This is a genomic window from Lysinibacillus sphaericus (assembly GCF_002982115.1).
In the GTDB taxonomy this organism is placed as follows: domain Bacteria; phylum Bacillota; class Bacilli; order Bacillales_A; family Planococcaceae; genus Lysinibacillus; species Lysinibacillus sphaericus.
The window spans coordinates 1,437,606-1,453,556 of sequence record NZ_CP019980.1; the positions used below are offsets into that span (position 1 = coordinate 1,437,606).

At 38.2% G+C, this 15,951-nt stretch carries 14 protein-coding genes, 1 riboswitch and 1 other annotated feature; of the genes, 13 read left to right on the forward strand and 1 reads right to left on the reverse strand.

The genetic code is table 11. The annotated features are described in order from the left end of the window. The first annotated feature begins 189 nt into the window (after positions 1 to 189). The 8 genes from hemA to LS41612_RS07205 all read left to right on the forward strand — a co-directional run bounded on the left by hemA (position 190) and on the right by LS41612_RS07205 (position 7,967). Positions 190 to 1,554, forward strand: coding sequence for a glutamyl-tRNA reductase (gene hemA, locus LS41612_RS07170; RefSeq protein ID WP_024363204.1), 1,365 nt, complete (start codon positions 190 to 192; stop codon positions 1,552 to 1,554). Between the two features lie 222 nt (positions 1,555 to 1,776). Further along, positions 1,777 to 2,604, forward strand: a complete 828-nt coding sequence (gene ccsA / locus LS41612_RS07175) for a cytochrome c biogenesis protein CcsA (protein WP_024363203.1) — start codon at positions 1,777 to 1,779, stop codon at positions 2,602 to 2,604. 18 nt (positions 2,605 to 2,622) lie between these two features. Continuing rightward, positions 2,623 to 3,555 (forward strand): hydroxymethylbilane synthase, encoded by a 933-nt coding sequence (gene hemC, locus LS41612_RS07180; protein WP_024363202.1) that lies wholly within the window; start codon positions 2,623 to 2,625, stop codon positions 3,553 to 3,555. Beyond that, on the forward strand, positions 3,545 to 4,306 hold the full coding sequence (locus tag LS41612_RS07185) for a uroporphyrinogen-III synthase (protein ID WP_024363201.1): 762 nt from the start codon (positions 3,545 to 3,547) through the stop codon (positions 4,304 to 4,306). Before hemC ends, LS41612_RS07185 begins: the two co-directional genes overlap by 11 nt. Next, complete coding sequence (gene hemB, locus LS41612_RS07190) at positions 4,303 to 5,283, forward strand: porphobilinogen synthase (RefSeq protein ID WP_024363200.1); 981 nt, start codon at positions 4,303 to 4,305, stop codon at positions 5,281 to 5,283. Before LS41612_RS07185 ends, hemB begins: the two co-directional genes overlap by 4 nt. Beyond that, positions 5,283 to 6,575, forward strand: coding sequence for a glutamate-1-semialdehyde 2,1-aminomutase (hemL, locus tag LS41612_RS07195; RefSeq protein ID WP_024363199.1), 1,293 nt, complete (start codon positions 5,283 to 5,285; stop codon positions 6,573 to 6,575). The genes hemB and hemL overlap by 1 nt, the downstream gene beginning before the upstream one ends. 123 nt (positions 6,576 to 6,698) lie before the next feature. Then, positions 6,699 to 7,145 carry an SRPBCC family protein gene (locus LS41612_RS07200; RefSeq protein ID WP_024363198.1) on the forward strand — a complete coding sequence of 149 codons (447 nt, stop codon included), beginning with the start codon at positions 6,699 to 6,701 and terminating at the stop codon, positions 7,143 to 7,145. Between the two features lie 141 nt (positions 7,146 to 7,286). After that, positions 7,287 to 7,967: a hypothetical protein gene (locus LS41612_RS07205; protein ID WP_029747283.1), complete on the forward strand. Its 681-nt coding sequence runs from the start codon at positions 7,287 to 7,289 to the stop codon at positions 7,965 to 7,967. Here the strand turns inward: LS41612_RS07205 and LS41612_RS23990 are convergent. Beyond that, positions 7,950 to 8,144 (reverse strand): YszA family small membrane protein, encoded by a 195-nt coding sequence (locus LS41612_RS23990; RefSeq protein ID WP_024363197.1) that lies wholly within the window; start codon positions 8,142 to 8,144, stop codon positions 7,950 to 7,952. The genes LS41612_RS07205 and LS41612_RS23990 overlap by 18 nt on opposite strands. Before the next feature lie 104 nt (positions 8,145 to 8,248). Further along, positions 8,249 to 8,570, forward strand: a binding site (T-box leader). Positions 8,571 to 8,749: 179 nt separating this feature from the next. On the opposite strand from LS41612_RS23990, the gene LS41612_RS07215 reads away from it, so the two are divergent. The 5 genes from LS41612_RS07215 (at position 8,750) to LS41612_RS07235 (ending at position 15,864) form a co-directional block, all read left to right on the forward strand. Then, positions 8,750 to 11,395 carry a valine--tRNA ligase gene (locus tag LS41612_RS07215; protein ID WP_024363196.1) on the forward strand — a complete coding sequence of 882 codons (2,646 nt, stop codon included), beginning with the start codon at positions 8,750 to 8,752 and terminating at the stop codon, positions 11,393 to 11,395. A 124-nt stretch (positions 11,396 to 11,519) separates the two neighbouring features. After that, a riboswitch (cyclic di-GMP riboswitch) is annotated at positions 11,520 to 11,621 on the forward strand. Between the two features lie 87 nt (positions 11,622 to 11,708). Further along, complete coding sequence (locus LS41612_RS07220) at positions 11,709 to 12,110, forward strand: hypothetical protein (protein ID WP_024363195.1); 402 nt, start codon at positions 11,709 to 11,711, stop codon at positions 12,108 to 12,110. Between the two features lie 140 nt (positions 12,111 to 12,250). Beyond that, positions 12,251 to 13,543: a bifunctional folylpolyglutamate synthase/dihydrofolate synthase gene (locus LS41612_RS07225; protein WP_024363194.1), complete on the forward strand. Its 1,293-nt coding sequence runs from the start codon at positions 12,251 to 12,253 to the stop codon at positions 13,541 to 13,543. Beyond that, positions 13,540 to 14,805 carry a bifunctional folylpolyglutamate synthase/dihydrofolate synthase gene (locus LS41612_RS07230; RefSeq protein WP_024363193.1) on the forward strand — a complete coding sequence of 422 codons (1,266 nt, stop codon included), beginning with the start codon at positions 13,540 to 13,542 and terminating at the stop codon, positions 14,803 to 14,805. Before LS41612_RS07225 ends, LS41612_RS07230 begins: the two co-directional genes overlap by 4 nt. 414 nt (positions 14,806 to 15,219) lie before the next feature. Continuing rightward, complete coding sequence (locus tag LS41612_RS07235; protein ID WP_024363192.1) at positions 15,220 to 15,864, forward strand: hypothetical protein; 645 nt, start codon at positions 15,220 to 15,222, stop codon at positions 15,862 to 15,864. Positions 15,865 to 15,951 lie beyond the last annotated feature (87 nt).

Consider the following 15,951-nt stretch of genomic DNA (forward strand, 5'->3'; position numbering starts at 1 on the left):
AACCAGCATTACTCGTATGCAGTTTTAAAATTTGATACAATACGTATAATTTGTTAAACTTAGTTTATAATAATTCTAAAGTAGAAAATGAATTATAGTTCTTCATGACATGTTCACAAATAATAGATGAACTATTGTCGAACTGTGCTATAATGAGATTTGTGAATTAGAACGTGTGAGGTGTTATTCATGCATACCATCGTAGTAGGCTTGAATTATAAATCAGCGCCAGTTGAAATTAGGGAAAAGCTATCTTTCGTAGAAAGCGAGTTACCGCAAGCAATGGAAGCGCTGCAAAAACAAAAAAGCATATTGGAAAATGTTATCGTTTCAACTTGTAATCGAACAGAAATATATGCAGTCGTCGATCAATTGCATACTGGACGTCACTTTGTGAAGCAATTTTTAGCAAATTGGTTCAACTTGCCTGTGGAGACTTTTTCTTCTTACTTAACAATTCGAGAAGAAGATGAGGCATTAGAACATTTATTTAAAGTTACAGCTGGAATTGATTCAATGGTGCTTGGTGAAACACAAATTTTAGGACAAGTGAAAAAAAGCTTCTTAAATGGACAAGAGATTGGGACGACAGGTACGGTCTACAATCAGTTATTTAAACAAGCAGTTACATTTGCGAAGCGAGCACATAGTGAAACAGCTATTGGGGAGAATGCGGTATCTGTTTCTTATGCAGCAGTAGAATTAGCAAAGAAAATTTTTGGATCTTTACAACGCAAGCACGTCGCTATTTTAGGGGCAGGTAAAATGGGTGAACTTGCTATCGAGAACTTGTATGGTAACGGCGTAGGAAAAGTGACGGTTATTAATCGTACTTTTGAAAAAGCTGAAAGTTTAGCAGCCAAGTTCCAAGGTGAAGCGAAGTCAATGAGGGAATTACAATGCTCACTACTTGAAGCGGATATTTTAATTACGTCCACAGGTGCGACAGATTTTGTCATTGATTATGAGCTCATGCAACTTGTTGAACGTTTGCGTAAAGGTAAACCACTGTTTATGGTCGATATTGCGGTACCCCGTGATATTGATCCACGTGTTGGTGATCTGCCAAACGTATTCTTATATGATATCGATGATTTACAAGGTATTGTTGAAGCTAACTTAGCAGAGCGCGAACGTGCGGCAGCGGAAATTACGCAAATGATTGATAAAGAAGTTGTTCAATTTAAAGATTGGTTTGCAACGCTTGGTGTCGTGCCAGTCATTTCAGCTTTACGTAAAAAAGCAAACCAAATTCAACAAGAAACAATGATCAGTATTGAAAATAAAATGCCAGAGTTAACGGATCGAGAACGTAAGATTTTAAGTAAGCATACAAAATCAATTATTAATCAATTGTTAAAAGAGCCAATTTTACAAGCTAAGGAAATGGCAAATTCACCAAAAGCAAATGAACAGTTACGTTTATTCCAACAAATTTTTGGCATAGAGGATGCTGTGGAAGATGAAGTGGATATGATGAGCAAGCAAGAGCTTGAGCGTAAAGAACGTTTACGATCATCGCAAACACCTACTGAACCAAAGTACTCTTTCTAAGATGTCTAGACATTCGAGCTCCACAATCGCTTGAGGCTCACGATTTGAGTCATGTAGCAAATTTTTGCTTTTTGCATGGTTTTGCTGACGTGTGCGAACTTGAAATTACATGAGGCGTTTTCGTATCTGTATGGTAAACTAAAGATACGAAAACGTCTTTTTTAGGCTGGGATACTGTTTATAGTAGCTTTAGCACTTTTTGAAATAAAGAAGGGATGTCCATTGGCTGATTTGACAATGACAAGGCTCTATGAAGTGATGATCGTCTTGTATGCGATCAGTCTAGTGTTTTACTTTACTGATTACTTTTATAAACAAGTACGTGCAAGGCGGATTGCTTTTTGGCTTGTTTCATTTGTATGGGTGATTCAAAGTGCCATTATTATACTAACTTTTATCGAAACAAAGCGTTTCCCGATTTTATCTTTATATGAAGGAATTCTGTTCTATTCTTGGTTGTTAGTAACATTATCGATTATTCTCCATTGTATAGCGAGAGTCGATTTACCAGTATTTATTATCAATATATTAGGATTTTTATTTGCTAGTATTTTTACATTTATGCCGAAAAGGCCAACAGGAGCAGTAGGGGATACATTAATTTCGGAAATGCTCTTTATCCATATTTCATTTGCGATATTATCGTATGCTGCTTTCACGTTAACTTTTGTATTTGCGATATTATATTTAGTTTTATATCGCTTATTAAAAAAGAAAAAATGGTCACAATTATGGACACGTTTGCCATCATTACAGCAAACGAGCAATTGGATGAACGTATCATTTTTTATAGGGATTCCAATGTTATTCATAAGTTTAATATTAGGCTTTGAATGGGCATTATTAAGATTAGAGAGTTTATCTATCTTTGATGCGAAGATAATAGGGTCCTTTATCATTTTAGTATTATATTGTTGTATTTTATATGTGAATCGTAAAAGTAAGCTGACGGGCACTAATTATGCGTGGGTTCATATTTATGCTTATTTATTAGTTGTCGTAAATTTCTTTTTAGGAAGTAGCTTATCTCGATTCCATTTATGGTATTAGAAGAAAGGTTGGAGACTGTTGAGAAAAATTATTGTAGGTTCTAGGAGAAGTAAATTAGCATTAACGCAAACAAATTGGTTTATCAATGAGCTAAAGGCAGCAGGTGTGCCGTTTGAATTTGAAGTAAAAGAAATTGTTACTAAAGGCGATCAAATTTTAGATGTTCAACTTTCTAAAGTTGGTGGTAAAGGACTTTTTGTAAAAGAAATTGAACAGGCGCTTTTTGACAAGGAAATTGATTTTGCGGTTCATTCGATGAAAGATATGCCTGCCGTACTACCAGAAGGTTTAGTAATTGGTTGTATTCCACCTCGTGAGGATGCGCGCGATGCATTTATTTCTAAAGGTCATGTGAAATTTGCAGATCTTCCTGCAGGAGCAGTAGTGGGGACAAGCTCTCTTCGACGAAGTGCTCAACTCTTAACATTACGTCCTGATATTGAAATTAAATGGATTCGCGGAAATGTCGATACACGTTTAGCAAAACTTGAAACAGACGAATATGATGCGATTATTTTAGCGGCCGCAGGTTTAAAGAGATTGGGTTGGAGCGATGATGTCGTAACAGAGTTTTTATCAGTGGAAGACTGTCTTCCAGCTGTAGCACAAGGGTCTTTAGGGATTGAATGTCGACAAGACGATGCTGAATTATTAGCTGAACTAGCAAAATTAACTGACAGTGCTACATGGAAAGAAGCACATGCAGAGCGTGCTTTCTTAGCTGCTATGGATGGTGGTTGCCAAGTGCCTATCGCAGGTTATGCCAAGTATAATGGGGAAGAAATTACACTAACAGGGTTAGTTGCCGCACCAGATGCCGCAGTTATTTATAAAGAGACGGTAGTAGGTACTGATGCCGAAGCAATTGGTAATGAACTAGCTGACATGTTAACGAAACAAGGTGCCTATGATTTAATTCAACGTGTTAAGGCAGAGCAAGATGCTAAATAATTTACCTTTGCAGGGTAAAACAATTATTTTAACTGGAACGTCTAAAACAGCAACAGTTGGAGACGATATTTCCGCTTTAGGTGGTCAGGCAGTTTTTGCCCCATTGATAGAAACTTGCGAAATTATTGATCCAAAAGATGATGCGCAATTAGCATTTGCACGTCAATTTAACTGGCTAATCTTTACGAGTCAAAATGCGGTAGATGCTTTTGCTAGTAAGATGAATCGTTGTCATTTAAGTGCAAGCCATTTTCAAGGGAAAATTGCATCGATTGGAACGAAAACGACTGCGGCATTAGAAAAGTTAGGCTTTCAAGTTAGCTTTATGCCTTCAATATTTAGTGCCGATGTCTTTGTTAAAGAGTTTCCTATTGTTGCAGGGCACAATCCAACATGTTTATTTATTCGTGGGGAAAAAGCGAAAACAACATTAAAGGATGGGCTGCCCTTCAAATTAAATGAATGGACGGTTTATGAAACGATTGAGCGCCACGACCAAAAACAAGTAATTATCGATTGTATCCAGCAACATTCAGATGTTACAGTCATTTTTGCAAGTCCTTCGGCTGTAGATGTCTATGCAAAGGATATAGCTACAGTCGTTGGATGGAAAGCGGTACGTGTGGCGGCAATCGGGCACATTACAGAAGCAGCTATTGTAAACCACGGTGCTACTGTAGACATTATGCCGAGTATTTATACTATGCAAGCAGTCATCGAGGAATTAACGAAAGTAGAGGAAAGAACATGACAAATTTACAATTTCAAAGACATCGTCGTTTACGCGCAAATGCAATGATACGATCTATGGTAAAAGAAACTTACTTACACAAAGAGGACTTAATTTATCCTATTTTCGTGATAGAAGGCGAAGATATTAAAAATGAAGTTCAGTCAATGCCAGGTGTTTTTCAATTTTCATTAGATAATCTAGGTGCTGAAGTAGATGAAGTGGTTGCTTTAGGTATCCCAGCTGTTATTTTATTTGGTTTACCAGCAGAAAAAGATGAAGTGGGGACAGGTGCTTTCCACGATCATGGAATTGTTCAAGAAGCGACACGCCTTATTAAAGAGCGTCACCCAGAGCTGTTAGTGATTGCTGATACATGTCTGTGTGAGTTTACAGACCATGGTCATTGTGGCTTGATTGAGGGCGATCAAATTTTAAATGACGCTTCTTTAGATGTTTTAGCACGTACTGCTGTTTCACAAGCAAAAGCAGGTGCAGATATTATTGCACCGTCAAATATGATGGATGGTTTTGTTGCTGCAATACGTACTGGTCTTGACGCAGCGGGCTTTGAAAATGTACCAATTATGTCCTATGCCGTAAAATATGCATCAAGCTATTACGGCCCTTTCCGTGATGCGGCTGATGGAGCACCACAATTTGGTGATCGTAAATCATACCAAATGGACCCATCCAATCGTATGGAAGCTTTCCGTGAAGCAGAATCTGATATTGAAGAAGGTGCGGATTTCTTAATCGTGAAGCCTGCCCTAAGCTATTTAGATATTATTCGAGATATGAAAAATAACTATACATTACCGATTGTTGCGTATAACGTTTCTGGTGAATATGCAATGATTAAAGCTGCAGCTATCAATGGTTGGATTGAAGAGAAAAAAGTAGTGCTTGAAACATTGCTAGGTATGAAACGAGCAGGCTCGGATCTAATTATCACTTATCATGCTAAAGATGTAGCACGTTGGTTGGAGGAGAAATAATGGCGCGTTCTTACGAAAAATCAAAACAAGCATATGCAGAAGCTATCAACTTAATGCCGGGTGGGGTTAGTAGTCCCGTACGTGCATTTAAATCAGTAAATATGGATCCTATATTTATGGAATCTGGTCATGGTGCAATAATTACAGACATCGATGGCAATGAATATATTGACTATGTACTATCATGGGGCCCTTTAATTTTAGGGCATACTCATCCGGAAGTTGTAAAAGCCATTGCTGAAACTGCAGCGAAAGGTTCTTCTTTTGGAGCTCCTAGTTATACAGAAAATCGTTTAGCTAAGCTAGTATTAGAACGTTTACCTGGCATGGAGATGATTCGCTTTGTATCATCAGGGACAGAAGCAACAATGTCTGCATTACGTGTAGCACGTGGTGTAACAGGTCGTGATAAAATTTTGAAATTTGAAGGCTCTTACCATGGTCATGGTGATTCATTATTGATAAAAGCTGGTTCAGGTGTTGCGACATTAGGCCTACCTGATAGCCCTGGTGTACCTGCGGATATTGCGCGTAATACATTAACGGTGGCTTACAATGATTTAGAAGGTGCTAAACAAGTATTTGAAAAATTTGGTGCAGAGCTTGCGGCAGTAATTGTTGAGCCAGTGGCAGGGAATATGGGCGTTGTCCCACCACAGCCAGGTTTCCTAGAAGGCTTACGTGAATTAACAACAAAGCATGGTGCGCTGCTAATCTTTGATGAGGTTATGACAGGCTTCCGCGTTGACTATGGCTGTGCGCAAGGTTACTTTGCTGTAACACCAGATATGACAACGCTAGGGAAAGTAATTGGTGGCGGTCTACCTGTAGGTGCTTTCGCGGGTAAGAAGGAAGTTATGGAGCAAGTAGCACCAGCTGGTCCAATTTATCAAGCTGGTACATTATCAGGTAATCCATTAGCAATGACAGCAGGCTATGAAACGTTATCCCGACTTGATGAAAACTCCTATGAGTATTTCAAAAAGTTAGGAGACCAACTAGAAGCAGGATTTAGAGCTGCAGCTACAAAGTACAATATTCCACATACGGTGAATCGCGCTGGCTCGATGATTGGTTTCTTCTTTACAAATGAAGATGTAATCGATTTTGCTTCAGCGAAAACGTCTGATTTACAATTATTTGCGGAATACTTCCATTTAATGGCAGAAGAAGGTATTTTCTTACCGCCTTCCCAATTTGAAGGATTGTTTATTTCTACTGCACATACAGAGGAACATATCGCGAAAACGGTCGATGCTTTCCATAAAGTGTTTGCCCAATTAGCAAAATAAGTTATCTAAAGCCATCCATTGGGGTGGCTTTTTTTTGTCAAAATTAAAACTTTCAGCATAGCCAAATAGTGGGCGTTTTAGTTTATAATAGAGCTATTCAGAAAAGAAAGTAGTGGTTTTAAAATGGCAACAGGCACACATACAGTAGAAGTACCCGTAGCAATTGAACATGTTTGGGAATTCGTTAGTGACATGGAAAAATGGGCAAAGCTTGTCCCAGGTTATAATGCACATACGATGATAGATGATAAACACTCTACGTGGACATTTAAAGGTAATGTTGGTGTACTGAAAAAAACGGTAGAAGTAGAGATTACAATTTTAGAGTGGGCAGCACCTTCAAAGGTAACTTTTGAATTAAAAGGCCTATCAGATAATTTTACAGGAAATGGCTATTTCTTAGCTGAAAGCATTGATGCAAACAATACAAAAATGACAGGCTTTTTAGAAGTTACAGCAGGAGGTTTAGCTGGTCCTGTATTAAATCCAATCTTCAAGCCAATCGTTCCAAAAGCTACACAAATGTTGACAGATCGCGTAGCAAATAAAATTAAAATGGTAAACGTTTAAGCGTAAAAGCATGCCTGATTTTTATTCAGGCATGCTTTTTTTATGGTAAAAATCTTGTAACCATCGTTGTCTAGCATACATTTCGATTGCAATTCATATGATGCTAAGGGAGGGATTATTATCGAACAGAAAACTTGGAATATGCGTGAAACATTTTGTTTTCCGGGATATGGTTGCCCAACAGAAATTGCGGCTGTGCAGATAAAGCCACAATGGCAATCGATGCAATTAGAAGACTCGTTAAGATTAAATGGTATTTATCATATCACAGCGCATGTACGCTTTGATTTTCAAGACATGCAAACATTCATGGATGCCGAAGATTTAATCAGTATTGATGCACTCGATATTCAAGGAGATACTGGCTATTTTGAATATGCAGTCCCATTAAATGTTGATTTACCAAAAGAGGCAGCGATTGAGGACTTAATGGTGAAAGACATTCGTCCAATACTGTCCAATCAAATGTGTCAACTTGAATGGACAGTGACGAGTACATTTCGTAGTGAAGCATTACCAATGCCAGCAGTAGAAAAAATCGATGCTGTTGAGGAACAGGTTGTTGTAGCCAAGACGCAACTTCCAATAGAGGAGTCTACGTTTATTGAGCAAACTGTCCAAGTAATGAAACCGACACCTGTAGAAGCATCAGCCAAAGCTAAACAATCGGTACCGGCGGAACAAAAAATTGTGCTTAGAGAATCTTCCAGTCACTCTGCTGTGCGCGAATCAAGTTCCTGGAATGAAGTAGAAACAATGATTTGGGATTTAACAGAAGACTATACTCCGCTCAAAGTTCGTGTATCAAATGATATCTTTTAAAAGTAAATAGCATAGAAGTAGTAAAAGTAATAAGATGATAAGATCGCCAGAAGTTGGGATGATGATAACACGGATAAACTGAAAACCACAAATCGGTACAATAATTGTTCTACAATAAAATCGAAATTGTCGTAGCCAAGGTGGTAAAAGCCAAGGGTTATACTTACGTCGTCGCATATGAATAGTCACTTCCTTTTCTATTTACTTTTTAAGACTAGCTGAAATTAACTAAATCACTTGAAAAAATAGATGAATTTGCGGTACAATGTGGAAAGCTGAATATGGATGCTATGACAGGGAAGAGTAAATTATTTGTGCATTTATAGAGAGGAAACGGTAGCTGAAAAGTTTCTATTTGTACGTAATCGAACGTAGCCCTCGAGCAGCTTTAGTGAACTAATAGTAGTTAAAGCCGGTTAAACACCGTTAACGAATTGAGAGCCAGCTGTAATAAGCTTAAGACATCCAGCATGAATCCTTACTTCTAATGTATAAGGGCATTTAAAGTGCACTAATATGAGAAATAGTGATGTGCGAGAGTGCTTATCTTACTCTGCTGGAATTAAAGGTGGTACCGCGAACTTAAACTCCTTCGTCCTTTTGTTGACGATAGGAGTTTTTTTATTTGCTAAAAAGATGTATGCATTTTATTAGCGAATAATCCAAAGGCATTTGTCACTGATTTATTTGGTGTGAATACACTGGTAAATCAAGACGAGTAATTATGAAGCTTGCCTAAGCGCATAAATGTCAAAAATTATTTCACAACAGGAGGAGTCAATATGACAGAAAACATTTCAATGCCGACGAAATACGATCCGCAGTCTATTGAAACGGGTCGCTATGAATGGTGGCTACAAGGTAAATTTTTCGAAGCACAACCTGAAAGCGGGAAGGAACCCTATTCAATCGTCATTCCACCACCGAACGTAACAGGAAAATTGCATCTTGGTCATGCATGGGATACAACATTACAAGATATTTTAATTCGTATGAAGCGTATGCAAGGTTATGATGCACTTTGGTTACCAGGAATGGACCATGCAGGTATTGCTACACAAGCAAAAGTAGAAGCAAAACTACGTGAAGATAATATTACACGTTATGATTTGGGACGTGAAAAATTCCTAGAAAAAACTTGGGAATGGAAAGAGGAGTACGCTGGGCATATTCGCGCGCAATGGGCGAAGCTTGGCCTTGCATTAGACTACTCTCGTGAACGTTTTACACTCGATAAAGGTTTATCGGATGCCGTTAAAACGGTTTTCGTGCAATTATATGAAAAAGGCTTAATTTATCGTGGGGAGCGTATCATTAACTGGGACCCAGCAGCAAAAACAGCCTTATCGGATATTGAAGTTATCTATCAGGATGTACAAGGTGCATTCTATCATATGAAGTACCCATTAGCAGATGGTTCTGGCTATGTGGAAGTTGCAACGACACGTCCTGAAACAATGCTTGGGGACTCTGGTGTAGCAGTTCACCCGAAAGATGAGCGTTACCAACATTTAATCGGTAAAACGGTTATTTTACCAATCGTGGGCCGTGAAATTCCTATCGTAGCAGATGATTACGTTGATATGGAATTCGGTACAGGTGTAGTAAAAATGACACCAGCTCATGACCCGAACGACTTTGAAGTTGGTAATCGTCATAACTTAGAACGTATTCTGGTAATGAACGAAGATGGCACAATGAATGAACTTGCGGGTAAATACAATGGTATGGATCGTTTTGAATGCCGTAAGCAAATTGTTGCTGATTTACAAGAAGCAGGTGTCCTAATCAATATTGAAGAGCATATGCACTCTGTAGGACATTCTGAACGTTCTGGTGCAGTTGTAGAACCTTATCTTTCCGCACAATGGTTCGTTAAAATGCAACCACTTGCAGATGCCTCTTTAGAACTGCAAAAAGACGAGGAAGGTAAAGTTCACTTCGTTCCATCACGTTTTGAAAACACATATTCTCGTTGGATGGAAAATATCCGTGACTGGTGTATCTCTCGCCAATTATGGTGGGGACACCAAATTCCTGCATGGTATCACAATGAAACAGGTGAAATTTACGTAGGTAAAGAAGCGCCTGCAGACGCAGAAAATTGGACACAGGATGAAGATGTGTTAGATACATGGTTCTCATCAGCACTATGGCCATTTTCTACAATGGGTTGGCCTGACGAGGCAAATGAAGAATATCAACGTTACTATCCAACAAGTACGCTTGTAACAGGATACGATATTATTTTCTTCTGGGTATCTCGTATGATTTTCCAAGGTATTGAATTTACTGGACAACGCCCATTCAAAGATGTATTAATCCACGGATTGGTACGTGATGGCGAAGGACGTAAGATGAGTAAATCACTTGGTAATGGTGTGGACCCAATGGATGTTATTGAGAAATACGGAGCGGATTCACTGCGTTATTTCTTAGCAACAGGTTCATCTCCAGGCCAAGATTTACGATATACAACGGAAAAAGTAGAATCTGTTTGGAACTTTGCTAATAAAATTTGGAATGCTTCCCGTTTCGCACTTATGAACATGGATGGAATGACATATGATGAAATCGACTTAACTGGTGAAAAATCAGTAGCCGATAAATGGATTTTAACGCGCTTGAATGAAACAATTGAACGTGTGACTTCATTAGCAGAACGTTATGAGTTTGGTGAAGTAGGTCGTGAACTATATAATTTCATTTGGGATGATTTCTGTTCTTGGTATATTGAAATGGCGAAACTACCGCTGAATGGTGAAGATGAGGCTGCTAAGAAAACAACTCGATCTATACTAGCTTACGTATTAGACCAAACAATGCGTCTATTACATCCGTTTATGCCATTCATCACAGAAGAAATTTGGCAACATTTACCTCATGAAGGTGAGTCAATTACAGTGGCAGCATGGCCTACTGTGCGTACGGATCTTCACTTTGCTGAAGAAGCAGACAATATGAAGCTCCTTATGGATATTATACGTTCGGTGCGTAATATTCGTGCGGAAGTTAACACACCTATGAGCAAAAAAGTACCGTTGTTCATTTCTGCTAAAGATAGTGCAACAGTTGCTACTCTTGAAGCGAATAAAGCCTACTTAGAAAAATTCTGTAATCCTGAGCCGTTAACAATTGGTGAAGGCTTAGAGGCTCCGAGTCAATCAATGACGGCAGTAGTAACGGGAGCAGAGCTATTCTTACCGCTTGTAGGTCTTATCAATCTACAAGAAGAAATCGCTCGTCTAGAAAAAGAACTAGAAAAGTGGGCGAAAGAAGTGAAGCTTGTCACTGGTAAGCTGTCCAATGAAAAATTTGTTTCAAAGGCTCCAGAAGCATTAGTAAATGCCGAACGCGAAAAATTAGCGGATTATGAAGAGAAACATGCAGTAGTATTAAAACGTTTAGAAGAATTAAAAAACATGTAATAGCATAGTGATTTGAAGAAACAGCAGATGGCGAAATAGTCATTTGCTGTTTTTCTTTTTATGCATCAAAAGTTATGTATTGAGTTAGGAAAAAATATATAGTATTATCTATTTTAGTTAGTATAATAGATAAAGGCAAACTATCCGAAAGAGTAGGACGCAAAGCCTAGGGTCTAAGGTGAAGAGAAATGAGTATTTTTCAAACTATGATCGCCTGGTTACCATTAAATGAAATTTTTATTTAATTTTATGGCCATTCTATGTTGAGTAGAATGGTCTTTTACTTTGAATGCAAGAATAACGGAGGTTTATTATGTCAGGAAATATTGGAACAATTGTAGTGAAAGTAAACAAAGCTTGTGATGATTTAGATTTTGTGAGCGCTAGGGGAATTATAGAAGCAAATCTTTTAAAGTTATCGGAGGCTAAATATTATCGTCTATTAAATGCAAGTGGACGGGTTCTTATTAAGCATATTTTAGCGGATAATAAGGGGCAAAAAGATACGAAGATTTCATTAACACGTACAGATTTACTAGTGATAAATAAGATTAATGAGTATTGTTCAAATTTTGATATTTCGATGCTGAAAAGAACATTAAAAAATTCGTTAGAACTAGTGCAAAGATCGGATGTTATGCCACTCTTAAATAATGATGCAAAAATAATTTTAGATGATATGGGAGCGCTATTAGGCATCCATCAATTACAATAATTTGTTGTTTATTTGAAAAAAATTAGTTAAAAACACACAAATGATCACTCCTACAGTGGTTTTCTGTGTGTTTTTAATTTGTATCAGAATTGTTTGTGTGCCAGTCACCCTTTATACTGTAGTGAAAGGGAGTGTTTCTTTTGTTTACTACGATAAAAGCATGTACAGATTTTATTTTTACATTAAAGGCGGTTGATCATAAACGTGAACCTTTAGTCATGATGCGTGAAGTATTGGCGCGTTTAGGGGACCCGCATAACAAGTTGCGCGCCATCCATTTGGCAGGTTCCAATGGCAAGGGGTCCACCGTAAATGTACTGAGAGAAATGCTAGAGAATGCAGGATATCGGGTTGGTGCTTTTACTTCACCACATTTAACACGTGTCAATGAACGTATGACCATCAATGGAAAACAAATTCCGGACGAGCAATTTTTACAGTATATGAATAACGTAGCTTCAATCATTGAGGCAAATTATAATGGGGACTATCCAAGCTTTTTTGAGGTCGTCACACTTATTATGTTCCAATATTTCGCACATGAAGAAGTGGATTTTGCGTTAATTGAAACTGGGCTCGGTGGAAGACTTGATGCGACGAATGTCATAACACCACTTGTATCCATTATTACAACGATTTCTTTAGAGCATACGGCCTTTTTAGGCGATACATATGCGAAGATTGCTTTTGAGAAGGCAGGTATTATTAAAGAAGGTGTACCCGTAGTGGTTGGTGTTAAAAATAAAGAAGCACTTGCTACGATTCAAAAGGTTGCACAAGAACGTCATGCTAGGTGTCTTGTTCTAGGGCATGATTTTAACGTGATTGCACAGGAGCAGGAGATGGGCATGCAATCATTTCATTATCACAATGCGCATCTTGACCTCACAGACATTCAATTAAAAATGGCAGGAGCGCATCAAATCGCTAATGCGAGTCTGGCTATCACAACGATGGATTTATTACGTGAAAAAGGGCTTATTCATTTATCCGAAGAGTCAATGCGCCAAGCGCTACAACATGCACAGTGGGCAGGTCGCTTTGAACAGTTCCCTAATAATATTGTATTAGATGGTGCTCATAACTCAGAAGGAACTGCTGCATTGATTCGAACATTACAGAAGGTCTATCCAAATCAACGCTATCGATTTATTTATGCAGCTCTTTCTGATAAAGACCATGCCAATAGTATTGCGTTAATGGATGCAGTAGCAACTTCTATATCCTTTACACAAATTGGACTACCTAATGCCATGCCAGCTGAACAGTTAGCGATGTTATCAACGCATCAAGACAAACGATATAACAAAAATTGGGAATATATAGTAAGTGAAGTCATACAACATAAGGACCAACAAGATATTGTTGTGATTACAGGTTCGCTGTATTTTATAGCTGAAGTTCGCCAATGGATACAGGAGGGAGCACAATGATTCCTCAGTTCGATGATTATAAGAAAAAATGGGCTTTAACTAGTGATGATGTAATTAAGCCAGGGCTTACAGCGATTGAAGAAGCATTGGCACTTGTAGGGAATCCTGAAAGAACATTGCAAATTGTGCACCTTGCAGGCACGAATGGCAAAGGCTCAACATTAACATTTTTAGAGTCAATTGCGCAGGAACATGGCTTAAAAGTAGGCAAGTTCATGTCTCCATGCATTTTGAATGTGCATGACCAAATTCAAGTAATGCAACAACCTATTTCAGCACTAGAGATGGATCGCGTTTTTCATCAAATGAAGAATGCGGGGCTTAGCGGTAAACTAACGGATTTCGAACTTTTAACTGTCGCAGCGTTTTTGCATTTTGTCCATTGTGATGTCGATATTGCATTAATCGAAGCGGGTATGGGGGGCTTACTAGATAGTACGAATGTAGTGCAACCTATTGTCTCGATTATTCCGAGTATAGCGCTAGAGCATACAAAATTTTTAGGTCCGACTATTGAAAGCATTGCACAGCATAAAGCAGGGATTATTAAACAGCATCGACCAGTTGTAATCGGGGATTTACCTTGTGAAGCAAAGAACATTATTGAGAGAGAAGCTAATGCAAAGCAAGCACCTGTTCTAGAGCTGAACAATCAATTCCATATTGTGCGGATGCATGACTATGAGAACTATAAAAATGAGACTATGGACTTACATATCACAAATCTTACACGTCATATGAAAGGACCTCATCAAGCGAATAATATGGCATTAGCCATTACGGCATTTTTAGAAGTTGCGACTGCGCTAAATGTAGCAATCAACGTGGCAAGTATACGCCAAGGTATTGAAATGGCAAGCATTTTAGGACGATTTGAAGAGGTGTTGCCATATATTATTTTTGACGGTGCGCATAATCCAGCTAGTGCAGAAAAATTGGTAGAAACGGTTCGCCAAGCGTTTCCTAATGAGTCTATTACCTTTGTTGTCGGCATATTAGGTGATAAGGATGTAAAAGGAGTTTTGCAGTACTTAGAGCAAATTAGTGAGACATTTTATTTTGTTGATTTTGATAATCCGCGTGCGATGTCAGCACAAGATATGTTGGCATTATGTCATGCCCCGCAAAAAGCAATTTTGCAAAATACAATTCCATTTTTACAACAGCAATCAGAGAAGAAGTGTAGAACAATCGTAACCGGCTCTTTATATTTATTAACAGAAGTGCGCGGTAGCTTGCTTGACGGAAGCGGACATAGGTAGTGACAACTGTTTTTCCACTCCTGCGTGCGATTTAGATAGGGGATTGCTAGAAGGATAAGGATAGTTACTTGAGCAACGGCTTGTCAATTGCTTTCAGGATGTTACAAAATCGCCATGCAAATTATAGGTTTAATTAGAAAGGTAAAGTCAACTCATTAATGGGTTGACTTTTTTATTTTTTTATCACTTATGTAAGTTCATGCCAACAATCACACTCTAGTGAGGCGTAGGCAAACACTTTATATAACAAGGTAAAAAATATAATGTAGAACCTCACCAATTTCTATTAATGGTAATGCATTAAATTAGCATTTAAGCATACTCTCTAACATATACTTATATGAAATAACAGCTGATAACAGTGTCGTCTTTTTTATGTTCGTTTTGATAGTTGAAGGAAGAGGTGATGAAGGTATGAAAATAGTTAGTCATGTAGTGAGAAAACAAGTAGTGCGTGCAATGCTAATTGGTGGTATTGTCGGGCTTTTTGGTGTTGCAGTTTTTTTAGGTGTTCTCCAAGCTAGTACCCAATTTTCTTTAAAAAAGGAAAGTGAAGTAGCGAAAAACGAAACTGAAACAGAGGCAGACTCCGCAACAATTCCGACAACAGGCGGTACTGCAAACTCAACTATGTTTTTTGCAAGTCAAGCGGGCGTATTTTCTAATTATGCAAGTGCAAGTGCATTTGTCTCTGAACATCCGTCATTGCAAGAAAGTGCAATTGTAGAAGTAGAGGGCAAGTTTTATGTATGGACAAGTATAGTGAACGAAGAAAGTGAGTTAGTGTTTTTAAAGGACCCACCAACATTTAAAAAAGTGTTTAGTGTTAGTGGTGAAAGTTGCAAGGAGGCGACAATTGCTGAAGTGATAAAAGTATTAGCTGATAAAAATACGACAAAATTAAATTTTAAAGAGGCAACGAAGGATTCCACTCTTCCTGCTGATTGGCAAAGTATTGGCAAGGCAGCAACCTCTATTTCTAGTGATTTAAGTATCGTGCGTCTCCAAATTTTTGCACATTATAAGTCCAAAAATGCTTGTCTTCAAACGAAATTCTAAGTCGAATAGTTAGCTATATGAGTGTTATCTTGATTTTTTGAAAATTTTCAAAAACCGTATTCTCCGTTATGATAGAGAGAAGGAGGA